The 12,708-nt window shown below is 55.2% G+C and carries 9 protein-coding genes; 7 read left to right on the top strand and 2 right to left on the bottom strand.

Going from position 1 to position 12,708, the window contains the following annotated elements; genetic code table 11:
• Nucleotides 1–53: 53 nt before the first annotated feature.
• The 7 genes from JXO50_06145 (at nucleotide 54) to JXO50_06115 (ending at nucleotide 9,542) form a co-directional block, all read left to right on the top strand.
• Nucleotides 54–929 carry a branched-chain amino acid ABC transporter permease gene (locus tag JXO50_06145; protein ID MBN2332670.1) on the top strand — a complete coding sequence of 292 codons (876 nt, stop codon included), beginning with the start codon at nucleotides 54–56 and terminating at the stop codon, nucleotides 927–929.
• Between the two features lie 8 nt (nucleotides 930–937).
• Entirely contained in the window at nucleotides 938–1,903 is a 966-nt protein-coding gene (locus JXO50_06140; protein MBN2332669.1) for a branched-chain amino acid ABC transporter permease, read from the top strand.
• Between the two features lie 29 nt (nucleotides 1,904–1,932).
• Nucleotides 1,933–2,658: an ABC transporter ATP-binding protein gene (locus JXO50_06135; GenBank protein MBN2332668.1), complete on the top strand. Its 726-nt coding sequence runs from the start codon at nucleotides 1,933–1,935 to the stop codon at nucleotides 2,656–2,658.
• Entirely contained in the window at nucleotides 2,645–3,349 is a 705-nt protein-coding gene (locus JXO50_06130) for an ABC transporter ATP-binding protein (protein ID MBN2332667.1), read from the top strand. Before JXO50_06135 ends, JXO50_06130 begins: the two co-directional genes overlap by 14 nt.
• 160 nt (nucleotides 3,350–3,509) lie before the next feature.
• Entirely contained in the window at nucleotides 3,510–6,017 is a 2,508-nt protein-coding gene (locus tag JXO50_06125; protein MBN2332666.1) for an NADP-dependent malic enzyme, read from the top strand.
• Between the two features lie 294 nt (nucleotides 6,018–6,311).
• Nucleotides 6,312–7,661, top strand: coding sequence for a hypothetical protein (locus JXO50_06120; GenBank protein MBN2332665.1), 1,350 nt, complete (start codon nucleotides 6,312–6,314; stop codon nucleotides 7,659–7,661).
• Between the two features lie 150 nt (nucleotides 7,662–7,811).
• On the top strand, nucleotides 7,812–9,542 hold the full coding sequence (locus JXO50_06115; protein ID MBN2332664.1) for a VCBS repeat-containing protein: 1,731 nt from the start codon (nucleotides 7,812–7,814) through the stop codon (nucleotides 9,540–9,542).
• Nucleotides 9,543–9,815: 273 nt separating this feature from the next.
• On the opposite strand, the gene JXO50_06110 is transcribed toward JXO50_06115, so the two are convergent.
• Nucleotides 9,816–10,979 carry a pyridoxal phosphate-dependent aminotransferase gene (locus JXO50_06110; GenBank protein ID MBN2332663.1) on the bottom strand — a complete coding sequence of 388 codons (1,164 nt, stop codon included), beginning with the start codon at nucleotides 10,977–10,979 and terminating at the stop codon, nucleotides 9,816–9,818.
• A 260-nt stretch (nucleotides 10,980–11,239) separates the two neighbouring features.
• A complete protein-coding gene (locus tag JXO50_06105) occupies nucleotides 11,240–12,661 on the bottom strand; it encodes a phosphoglucomutase/phosphomannomutase family protein (GenBank protein ID MBN2332662.1) in 1,422 nt (473 codons plus the stop codon).
• Between the last annotated feature and the right edge of the window lie 47 nt (nucleotides 12,662–12,708).

Raw genomic sequence — 12,708 nt, 5'->3', positions numbered from 1 at the left:
GATGCCTTTTTTTAAGCTTTTATCGCTGATTGTTGTAAGGAAAGGAACATACGATGGATGTGTTCATCCAAACCCTGGTGGCTGGTGTGCTTATCGGCGGCGTCTACAGTCTGATCGGTATTGGCATGACCCTGATTATGGGGGTGATGGGCATCATCAACCTGGCCCATGGCCAGTTGATGATGGTGGCCATGTACATCACCTTTGTCTTGTCACATTATTTTCATATTGATCCCTATATCTCCCTGGTAGTGGCCATGCCGGCCCTCTTTCTACTCGGCTGCTTTTTGCAGAAATACCTGCTCAACCCGCTGATGAAGGTGGATTCGGTGCTGCCGGAGAATCAGGTTCTGATGACCGTCGGCATCGGCATGGTGATGGCAGAGATCGCCCGCTTTATTTTTTCATCGGATTACAAGACCGTTCAGACATCCTACAGCTCTTCGGCTCTGTTTCTGGGCAATATTTCCTTCAACCTTCCCATGTGCATCGCCTTTGTGATTTCCCTTGTCTTTACCGCCATCCTCTTCTGGTTCCTGCTGAAAACCGATATCGGCCGCTCCATCCGAGCAACGGCCCAAGACAAGGAGGCAGCCACCCTGATGGGGATCAACAGTGAGCGGATTACCATCATCACGTTTGGCATTGGTTCCGCTCTGGTGGCCTCGGCCGGCTGTCTACTGATGCCGATCTTTTATCTTTTCCCCGACCTGGGCGGCCCATTCACCCTGAAAGCGTTTGTCATCACCATTCTTGGCGGTTTGGGTAGTACGGTAGGAGCCATTGTCGGCGGGGTTGTTCTGGGCGTCGCCGAATCCATGGGCGCTACCTATTTCGGTATGGGCTATAAAGAGATGGTTGGTTTTATTATCTTTGTCCTTGTTCTGGTCTTTCTGCCCGGCGGCCTGAAACGTCTGACAAAAATTTAGGGGATGTTATGAAAAAAGGGACTATTACTTTACTGGTTGTGGGTCTGGTGCTGCTGTTTTTTCCCCTTGCTGTCCACTCCAGCTACTATCAGCACTTGCTTATTATTACCTTCATGTGGGTGATTATTGGTTCGTCCTGGAATTTACTAGCCGGTTATACCGGGCAGGTTTCCTTTGGCCACGCCATTTTTTTCGGTGTCGGTGCCTATACGGCTGGCATCCTGTTCACTAAACTGGGAGTATCGCCCTGGTGGGGGATGTTGTTTGGCGGCTTTGTTTCCATGGCTATCGCCCTTTTTGTCGGCTGGGTCTGTTTTCGTCTGCGGGGGCCCTACTTTGCCCTGGCTACCCTGGCCGGTGGTGAGATTATCCGCCTGATTGCCACCAACTGGGAGGATCTGACTGACGGGATGGTCGGCATTCTGCTGATTCCGGCTTTCAAAAGCAAACTGCCTTATTATTATCTGGCCCTGGCCCTGGCGGTGGTCTGCATCTATGTGATTCACCGGATCATGCAGTCCAAATGGGGCTTTTATTTTGTTTCCATCCGCGAGGATCAGGATGCCGCGGAGTCAATGGGCATCAATACCACCTTGTATAAAAACATTTCGCTGTTGGTAAGCGCTTTTTTTACTGGCATGGCCGGCGCTTTTTATATGAATTACATGGGCTTTATCGATCCTGAGGTGGTTTTCTCCCTGCATTACATTTCCATTATGGCCATTCTGGTAGGTATCGTCGGTGGTGTGGCAACCATCATGGGCCCGGCGGTAGGTGCCGTGGTCATGGTCGGTTTGCAGGAGACCTTTCGGAGCTCCTTTTTCGGCCTGGCGCCTAAATGGGTGAGCCAGGGGCATGCCCTGGTTTTTGGCCTGCTGGTCATCTTCGTGATCATGTTTCTCGCCAATGGTATTGTCGGCGATTGGGAGAAGATACGGCGACATGTTTTCCGTAGTAAGGCGTTTCGGATCTGAGGTTTACATGCTACTTGAGGAGAAAGAGAATGGCGCTTTTTGAGGTGAAAAACCTGACGAAGAAATTTGGCGGCCTGGTGGCGGTCAATGATGTCAGCTTCCAGGTTCATGAAGGAGAGATATTTGGTCTTATTGGTCCCAATGGTTCCGGTAAGACCACAACCTTCAATTGTATCAATAATTTCTATCCCATTACGTCGGGGGATATCCTTTTCAAGGGGCAGAGTATCAAGGGAATGAAAACTCACAAGATCTGCCATCTGGGTATTGGCCGCACCTTCCAGGTGGTTAAACCCCTGGCGCGGTTGACGGTGCTGGATAATGTGACTGCCTCCGCCTTCTGTCGGGTGAACAGTATTGCCAAGGCCAGGGAAACGGCCCATGAAGTGCTGGAGTTCTGCGAGTTGTATCCAGAAAGGGATAAACTGGCAAAAAGTCTGCCCATCGGCGGCCGTAAGCGGCTGGAAATTGCCCGGGCGCTGGCCACCAAACCGGATCTGCTGCTCTTCGATGAAACGGCCGCCGGTCTGACGCCCACAGAGGTGGATCTGGCCATTGAACTGATCAAAAAAATACGAGACAGCGGCATCAGCATCCTCATTATTGAACATATCATGAAGCTGATCATGACTATTTCAGACCGTATTCATGCGATCAATTTCGGCCAGACCATTGCTTCTGGTACACCGGAAGAGGTGGCTAACAATCAGGCGGTTATTGAAGCGTATTTGGGAGAGGATTATGTTAAAGGTTAACGGAATTGATGTTTTTTATGGTGATCTGCAGGTTCTCTGGGATGTCAATTTCGAAGTTCATGAGGAGGAGATCGTCGTCTTGCTGGGGGCCAACGGTGCGGGGAAATCAACCGTTATCAGGACTATTTCCTCTATGCTTTCGCCCAGTCAGGGAACCATTGAATTCGGCGGCCGGCGGGTAGATCATCTGCCACCCAGCATGATCATCGAAGAGGGTATTGTCCATGTGCCTGAAGGCCGGCGGTTGTTTCCGGAAATGACCGTTGAGGAGAACCTGATCATGGGGTCACTCAGCAACGAAGCAAAATTGAAGCGTTCCCAGACCATGGAACATGTATACGATCTCTTTCCCCGTTTGAAAGAGCGACGCAAACAGTTGGCCGGCACCCTCTCCGGGGGTGAGCAGCAGATGGCCGCCATCGGCCGTGGCATTATGTCGCTGCCCAAGCTGTTGATGTTTGATGAACCATCGTTGGGCCTGGCGCCAATTCTGGTGCAGGATGTCTTCAAACTGGTGAAAAAGATCAACAGCGAAGGGGTAACGATCCTGCTTTCCGAACAGAATGTTATTCAAACCTTGGGGATGTGCAACCGGGCCTATGTGCTGGAAAATGGTCGTATTGTTCTCGAAGGTACCGGTTCTGAGCTGCTGGAGAATGAGCAGGTGAAGGAGGCCTTCCTGGGGATATAATATCTGTGTATGATCTATTATGAGGTTTACCTGGGGTAGATGTGTGGTCTATCTGCTAAGTTTCCTGGTGGAAAAGATCAGTGGCCGGGTTTTGATGACCTATGTAGAGAAATAAAAAAAGCAGAGAGGGAAGCCGATCATGGCAGTGGCAAAAAAATCGATGGAATTGCGGGAAAAATACCGCGGTCTGATCGGGGTGCGCAGCAAGGTGCCCATCAAGGATACCTCGGTGCTGAGCCTGGTCTACACTCCAGGGGTCGGCAGCTGCTGCCAGGCCATTGCCGAGGATTCGACCGATTCCTTCATCTACACCATGCGGGCCAACACCGTCGGCCTGTTCTCCAATGGCTCGGCGGTCTTCGGGCTGGGGAATGTGGGGGCCAGAGCCGCCATTCCCATGCTTGAGGGGGTCTCGGTCCTGTTCAAAACCTTTGCTGGCATCGATGCCCTGCCGCTGGCGGTCGATACCGATAACCCCGATGATTTTGTCGAAATCGCCCGAGTGATGGCGCCCACCATGGGGGCCATCTGTCTGGAGGATATTGCTTCCCCCGACTGTTTTGCCATCGTCGAGCGCCTGCGGCGGGCGGTGCGGCTGCCGGTTTTTCACAACGACCACCACGGTTCGGCCATTGTGGTGCTTGCCGCCCTGGGCAACGCTCTGAAGGTGGCAGGCAAGGAGTTGTCCGCCTGCAAAATAGTTATCAACGGTGCCGGTGCCGCCGGGGTTGCCGTGGCCCGCAGTCTGGTGCGGCTGGGAGCCGGCGAGGTGATCGTCTGCGACCGGGCCGGGGCGATCTATCGTCATCGGACGGCACAGATGAACTGGGTGAAGTCGGAACTGTCCTTCATTACCAATGCCGCCCACCTGAAAGGCAGTCTGGCGGAGGTGTTGCCGGGGGCTGATGTTTTTATCGGCCTCTCATCGGGCGGGGTATTCCAGCAGGGCTGGATTGCCGCCATGGCGGCGAAACCGGTTATTTTCGCCCTGGCGCTGCCGGAGCCGGAAATTGACTATCTCACCGCCCGCAAAGCCGGGGCCTTTATTGTCGCCACCGGCAATGTCAACCACCCCAATTACCTCACCTCATCGTTGGTATTTCCCGGTTTTTTCCGTGGTGCCCTGGATGCCGCTGCCTGGCGGGTGACCTGGGAGATGGAGCTGGCGGCCGTGCGGGCGTTGCAGGAACACATCCCGGCAGACCAGCTGAATGAGGTCAATATCATTCCCCGGCTGTTCGATTTCAGCCTGGCACCGGAAATTGCCTGCCAGGTCGCCCAGGCGGCGGTGCGGGAGGGGGTGAATCGCAAGTCCGTTGAGCCGGAAAAGGTGAAGGAGAAGCTCCTTCGCTATGTCTATGAAGGGGAGCTTTCCATCCTGCCGGCATCCAGCCGGCGGAAGAAGAGAAGCGGCCCTTCCCTGAGTCTTGATGAGCAGTCCCTGGAACTTCACAAGCGCTATATGGGGGTGGTGGGCATCGAGGCGAAAATTCCCCTCAAGGATACTCACCTGGCCTCCATGCTTTACTCGGCTGTCGGGGTTTCCGAAACGTGCAGATTGATCGTCAATGACCCCGATCGCCTGTACGACCTGACGGCCAAAAGCAATCTGGTAGCGGTGGTCTCCGATGGCTCGGCGGTCCTGGGTTTTGGCAATATTGGTCCCCGGGCGGCGATGCCGGTGATGGAGGGCAAGTCGATCCTCTTCAAAACCTTCGGCGGCGTGGAGGCCCTGCCCATCTGCATCGACACCCAGGAGGTCAGCGAAATTATCCGGGTGGTGGAGGCCATCTCCCCGGGCTTCGGCGGCATCAACCTGGAGGATATCTCCGCGCCCCGCTGTTTTGAGATTGAACGGCAGCTGCGGGAACGGCTGGATATTCCGGTGTTCCATGACGACCAGCATGGGACGGCAGTGGTCACCCTGGCGGGGATGATCAATGCCCTCAAGATTGTCGGCAAGAAAGCTGAGCAGATCAAGGTGGTGGTTAACGGCGCCGGTGCCGGGGCGACGGCGGTCACCAAACTGCTGCTCACTGCCGGGATCAGCAACATCATCATGTGCGATACGGTTGGCGCCATTTTCCCCGGCCGTCTCCAGGGGATGAATCCCTACAAGGAGGAGATGGCCCGGCTTACCAATCCCGAGAAGATTAAAGGTTTGCTGGCCGAAGTCATCAAGGGAGCGGATGCCTTTGTCGGGCTGTCGAAACCAAAAACCCTCACGGCGGCAATGATCAAAACCATGGCGGCTGATCCGATTATCTTTGCCCTGGCCAATCCGGTGCCGGAGATCATGCCCGACGATGCGCTGGCCGCCGGTGCCCGGCTGGTGGCCACCGGGCGGTCGGATTTTCCTAACCAAGTGAACAACTCCCTGGCTTTTCCGGGGATTTTCCGCGGCGCCCTTGATGTCCGGGCCCGGCAGATTGATGATTCCATGAAGATCGCCGCCGCCCATGCCATTGCCGCCCTGGTGACCCAGGCCGACCTGGAGGAGGGGACCATTATCCCACCGGCCATGGATCTGGTGGTGCCGCCCCAGGTGGCGGCCGCGGTTGCCGAAGCCGCCATGGTAGCCGGTCTGGCCCGCCGCCAGCTTGATCCGGAGGATATTCGCAATAATACCCGTGACTACCTTTACGAGGGCATTCTGCGGATCCTGTAAGCGGGCGTCCGGTTTTCAGGGGTGTGCATGTTCAGTCTGCTGTCGATGGTGCGAAGGCCCGTGAAAACCAATGTCTTAACAGTAAATTAATAATATTATAGCTTTTTTCCCTTGCAATCCTGATTAGGATTTGTTAATCCAGCTTTGGAACGCGGAAGTACACTGTCTCATTGATATATCACGATATTTAGTGTAGTCGGCGTTTTCCACCGATTCCGGAAGCAGGAACGGTGATCATGATAAAGGTTTTTAATGGTGTTGTTGTATCCGTAACATAACATTAAGGAGGGAAAGATGAAAAAACTTGTGATGGTGCTGGCGGTTTTCGCCGCCCTGGCCCTGGCCCTGCCGGCCACGGCCGCCGACGTGAAGATCAAGGGAGATTTTAACAACCGGTTCATGATCCACACTAATCATTTTGATTGGGTGAAAGGTGCCGGGGAAAACTCCGCCACTTTGGATGACGGCAATGTCAACGAAACGTTTGGCGAAGCCAAATACCGCATGTGGTTTGACGCGGCCACCAACGACGGCAAGGTCAAGGGTGTCATGGCTTTTGAGGTGGGCTCCTTGAAATACGGCGATTCTGCCAAAAAAGCGGGCTATTCCGGTGATGGGATAAATTTTGAAACCCGCTGGCTCTATACCCAGTTCCAGCTGCCCAACTGCGAAAATAAGGCCCAGTTCACCATGGGGCTGCAGCCGGTATCGGTGAACAAGTATCTCTGGAAAGAAACCGCCATGGGGGTGATTTTTGACGGCAGCGCCAACGGCGTTGACTATCAGCTGGGCTGGATACGGCCCTACAATGATCCGGTGGCTGACGAGAATGACGATGCCGAAGATCTTGATGCTTTTATCGGCCGGGTGAATTTCAAGCCGGCAGCCGGCCTGAAGGCTGGTATTTTTGCCCTCTATATGCAGGGTGATGATGATAATGAGGCCGTTGGCGGGATGCCGACCGCTGCCAGCTACGAAGTGAAGAAATTTAACAATAATTACGATTTAACCCTGTTGACCATCGGCACCGACGGCTCCTTCGGCAAGGACAACTTCTTTGCCAACTGGGATCTCATGTACCAAGATGGCAGTGTTGATGAGATTTCCGGTGCCGAAGATCAGGACCTTGCGGCCTGGTTTGGCCACGTTGATCTTGGCTATAAGATGGATAACTGGAAGTTCACCTATACCTTCTGGTATGCCTCCGGTGATGATGATGCGACGGACGATGATCTGGACGGTTTCATCTCGGTTGATGTGGACACCTTCGACAATATCTGTCTCTTTGAGGGCGGTTTCACCGATGACAACTATTTCTCCGAGCGGCCCTATCTGCTGGACAAGGGCTTCATCATGAACAAGCTGGCGGCCGACTACAAGGCCAGCAAGAAGCTGACCCTGGGGATTGCCGGGATGTACATGATGACCGCCGAGGATATCGAGTATGCCACCTATAAAGACGATGAGATCGGTTTTGAGGTGGATGCCTACCTGAAGTACATGCTCTATGACAACCTCGAGTTTGCCGTCAATGCCGGCTATCTCTTTGCCGGCGACGCGCTGGATTACTTTGAAGCTGATCAGGATGGCAGTGCCGATGAGGATATCTTCATCTCCACCGCTCGGGTACGCTATAAATTCTAAGGAAATCCTTACGTTGCTTGAAAAGGGAAGCGCATTGGCGCTTCCCTTTTTTTTGCTTTTCTGGTAAGCCGGGTAGTAGTGCAGTGATAATGAAACTGAAAAGACAGCCGTCGCTTGATGGTAGGTAGTGGGCAGGGTGGAGAAAAGCTGATGAGTAGACTGTTTCGATTGGTGGCTTGTTATGCTGTTGTGAGTCTTTTGGCCGGCAGTGCTTGGGCGTTAGGGGCGGATGAGTTATCCCGTCGTCTGCAACCGGTTGGCGGTTATATTGTTCAGCTTGACCAGCAGGGGGTGGTGATCGATTGCGGTCGCATCAGGGGGGTGTTGCCCGGCGACCTGTTTTCGGTGGTGGTCAGCGGCCCGCCCATGGTTCATCCGGTGACCGGCCAGGTTGTCGGCCGGCAGGAGCAGCGGCTCTCGCTGCTGAAAGTGGTGAGGGTTGATGAGCAGTATGCGGTGACCGTTCCCCTCAAGGGCTGCCGGGGGATCCGCTTGCTCCGGGGCCAGCAGGTGAAAAGGGCCGCCGGACAGCGGCTGTTGTTTGTCGATGCCAGCGGCACCAATACGGTGCTTTACTCCCGGCTGAAGGGAGTCTTGCCCCACATCGTCTGGGAAGAATACAACGTGGGCCTGGGATACGGGCCGCTTCTGCAGCGGCCTCAGGAGATGGCCCGTGCCGGTTATGATCTCTATCTGGTGGCTGACCGGCAGGCAAATTATCTCTATAATGCTGATTATGAGCTGATGACCTCCGTTCCTCTTGCCTCTCTGAACATCAGTGCTCCGGGGTTTCCAGCGGCACAAGGCAATGGTGTGGCCGGGAACCAGGGCTATGCCCTGAACACCGCCGACCAGGAACGGGCCTTGATCTCCCGTTATCGGCAGCTGGAGGAGATCAGCCTGGTGGTCAAAAGCATGGATATGGGGGAGGTCACCGGCGACCGTCTGACCGATGTGGTATTTACCGATACGGAAAAGATCTATGTCTACTCCCTGACCGACAAGGGGCTCCAGTACCGCTACCGCTACCATTATGACAGTTGGGGGACGATCATCAATCTCCAGCTTGCCGATATCGATGGCGACCAAAAGCAGGAGATTTTAGTTAATACCTTGAAAGAAACCGAGGACGGCTTTTCTTCCTTTATTATCGGGTTTCGAGAGGGAAAATTCCAGGTTGTGGCCAGCAACATTCCGTTTGCCATGGGGATGGTCGGCGGCCGTTCGACGGCTGAAGGCGGCCATTTTCTCGGCCAGACCTTTGCCGGGGAAACGGTGTTCGGCTCCCAGGTGTACCGACTGGTCTTGAAGGGGGAGCGGGTGGAAAGCGTCGAGGCTTTCATGGTTCCCCTGGGCTTCCGCCTGCCGGGGGCACTCTATGACGACATCAACGGCGACGGCCGGCGGGAGCTGTGCTTTATTAACGAGCATAATTTCCTGGAGATCTACCAGGGCAGCAATCGGCTGTGGCTCAGCGATGATCGGCTTGGCGGCTCACTGAATACTGTCGAGGTGGAGATCGGTACTACCAAGGTATCCTACACGGACAAGAAGCAGATAACGGTTCCCTTGCAGGCCTATGACCTTGACGGTGACGGCAAAAAGGAGCTGCTGGCGGTACAAAACTCCTCGTCAATGTCCACCAGCGTCGGTGACTATGGTTTTCTCAATAAGGGGTCGGTGCAGCTGGTCAGGCATGCCGGTTCCGGTTTCGTCCTGCGACCCCTGACCGGGAAGCTCGACGGTCCCCTGCAGGGGATGCATGTTGTGGGGCAGGAGCTCTTCTGTATGCTGGTGAAGCGCGGGGAGGACCTGTTGAAGACAACCGGCGACAGCTACCTGCTGGCTTTTCCCCTGCCGGCAAAAGGGCGAATGCAGTAGGGATTTTTGCACTGCAGAGACACAAAGAGCGCAGAGAGGAAAAATTGGCAATTCTTTTTGAGCCGAACGACGGATAGCTGTTGGGATGAAGTTCCCGCTCATTCTCGCCGGCCATCTGTGGCCGGCTCCGAGGCGTCCGCTGCAAATCACCATCCAGGTGATTCGTCCGGCGGCCAAAACCGCTCAGAACCTCATCCCGACAACTATCCTGCCCAGAATTAACCCAATATGTGTTGAGTTTAAACTCTGTGTTTTGGTGGTGAATATGGTTCGTTAACGATCAGCCAAGAATTTTTCCAGTCGGTCCATGCCTTCCTTGATATTCTCCATCGAGTTGGCATAGGTGAAGCGGATAAAGCCTTCACCGCTGCTACCGAAGTCAATCCCCGGGGTCACCCCGACGCCGGCTTTTTCCAGAATCTCAAAAGCAAAGTCATAGGATGAGGTGCAGTACGCCTTGGCATTGGCAAAGACGTAAAAGGCACCGGTGGGCTCGGTTTTGATGCCCAGGCCCATGGTGCGCACCCGTTCGATCATGTAGCGGCGCCGCTGGTCATAGGTGGTTTTCATGTCGGTGACTGCCTGCTGTACCTCTGCCGATTCGAGGGCGGTAATCGCCGCTTCCTGGCCGAAATGGCTGGCGGCGATGAAGAAGTTCTGCTGCATGGTCTGCAGGGTACGGATGTAGGCTTTCGGGGCAATGAGGTAGCCCAGGCGCCAGCCGGTCATGGCGTAGAGTTTGGAAAAGCCATTGAGGACAAAGGCGTTGTCGGTGAATTCCAGGATGGAGTGGGTTTTGCCCTCGTATTCAAGGCCGTGGTAGATCTCATCGGAGATCACCGGAATCCCCAGGTCGGCTATCTGCTGCATCCTCTCAGCGGAGAGCAGGGTGCCGGTGGGGTTAGCCGGTGAGTTGATCAGGATGCCGCTGGTGGTGGGACTGAGTCGTGATTTCACCGTCTCAAGGTCATACTGGAAGCCGTCATCTTCATGGACATCCACCAGATCGGGAATGCCGTCGCAAAAGGAGATGAAATTGGCGTAGCAGGCATAACCGGGGTTGGTTATGATCATCCGGTTGCCGGGATTGAGCAGGGCGGCGCAGGACATGAGTAAGGCCGGTGAGGTTCCCGAGGTTACCAGCACCTGATCGGGACTGCAGACAACCCCGTAGCGGCGCTGATAGTGGTCGACAATTGCCTGCCGCAGCCCCAGGATGCCCATGCTGTGGGTGTAGTGGGTTTTATCCTGGCTGAGGGCCTCGAGGGCAGTTTTTTTGACTGGCTCGGGGGTGGGAAAGTCCGGTTCGCCCACCTCCAGGTGGATGATTGATCGGCCTTGGCGTTCCAGTTCCTGGGCCCGTTCAAGGACGTCCATGGCCAGAAAGGGTTTCATGGCCATCGCCTTGCGGGAGCGGGGATATGATTGATAGTCCATCGTCTCTTTTTTGGTTGTTGGGTTATGGTTTTGCAAAACTGCCTTGGGATTTCCCGAGTGTACCAGCACAGTGGTTCAAAGCGGTTTTGGCCGTCGGACGAATCACCCGGATGGTGATTCGCGGCGGACACCTCGGAGCCGGACATGAGGTCCGGCGAGAATGAGCGCGAACTACTGTGCTGGTACGCTCATCGGGCAACTGAGGATATCAGTTCATACTTTTCCTTATGTTTTTTGATCATCACTGACCGCTGCCTGGATCAGCTGAAAAAATATGCCGTACCCTCCCGGACCAGTTCGTCAAGCTGCTCATGGGTTGGTGCTTCGGCATAGAGTCGGGCAACCGGTTCGGTGCCCGACAGGCGGATCAGCAGCCAGCGGTCATCGGAAAACAGATATTTGGTGCCGTCAATGGTGATCGTTTCCTCGACTTTCAGGTTGCCGACGGTGCTGACTGGTTGGGTCAGCGTTTCCCTGATCTTCCGGTTTACCTCTTCGGTCAGTTTGATGTTGACCCGCCTGGTGTAGAGGGGGCCGATCCTGGCAAACAGGTCCTGCCGCTGGGCGGCCAGCGATATACCCCGTTTGGCCACCATTTCCGCCGCCAGCAGGCAGGCAAGAATGCCGTCTTTTTCCGGTACGTGGCCCTTGATGCTCAAGCCGGCACTTTCCTCTCCCCCGATGACCAGTGCATCTTTGGTGATCAGTTCGCCGATAAATTTGAAGCCGACGGCGGTTTCATGCAGTTGCCGCTGATGGTGGCGGGCAACCCGGTCCAGCAGGTGAGTGGTGGCAACCGAGCGGGCCAGACCGCCTTCCCACTTCCGATCGGCCAACAGGTAGTCAGCCGCCAACGCCAGGAACGTGTTGGCATCAATGAATTCTCCCCCGGCATCAACAATCCCGAAGCGGTCGGCGTCGCCGTCAGTGGCCAAACCAAGGTCGTAGGCTCCTTTTTTTACCAGGTCCATCAGCTCGGGGATATTTTCGGGCGAGGGTTCCGGCGGACGGCCGCCGAAATAGGGGTCCCGCCAATTGTGGAGTACTTCAAGACTGGTGGTACACTCTTTGAGGATGCTGTCGAGATAGCCCCGGGCGGTGCCGTACATGGGATCAATGGCGATCTTCAGGCCGGCTCTGCCGATGGTTTCCAGGTCAATTTTTTGTCTAAGTGCGTCCAAATAGCCCGTTTCCGGGCGACAATCAACGAGTTTGCCGGTTTTTTTGGCTTCGGCCAGGGATTCCTGGCGGTAGCTGCCGCTCTTCATCAGCTCATTGGCCCGGCTGGCGATCCACAAAGTGGTTTCCGGCAGCGCCGGGCCGCCCCAGGCGGGGGAGAATTTGATGCCGTTGTAGCTGGGCGGGTTGTGGCTGGCGGTGATGTTGATGCCGCCGGCCCGCTGTTTGCTGATGATCTCCCAGGCGATGACCGGGGTCGGAGTCTCCCGCAGACAGAGATGGGCGGTAATCTGGTTGGCGGCCATCACCATGGCGCACTGGGCGGCAAAATCCTCACCCATGAAACGGCTGTCGTAGCCGATGACAATGCCCCGGTCGGCGAGTTTTTCCCGGTGCAGATAGTCAGCGATTGCCTGGGCGCAGATTTTGGCATTGGCAAAAGTGAAATCTTCATTCATGATTGCCCGCCAGCCTGACGTCCCGAAGGTGATGGTGGTCGCCATTCTCTGTCCTCCTTTGAGCGCAATGGTTTCTTGAGTTTGAAACGGCA

Origin of the sequence: Candidatus Anaeroferrophillus wilburensis, from assembly GCA_016934315.1 — a bacterium.
GTDB lineage: Bacteria > Desulfobacterota > Anaeroferrophillalia > Anaeroferrophillales > Anaeroferrophillaceae > Anaeroferrophillus > Anaeroferrophillus wilburensis.
This window is presented reverse-complemented; position numbering and strand designations above follow the sequence as displayed.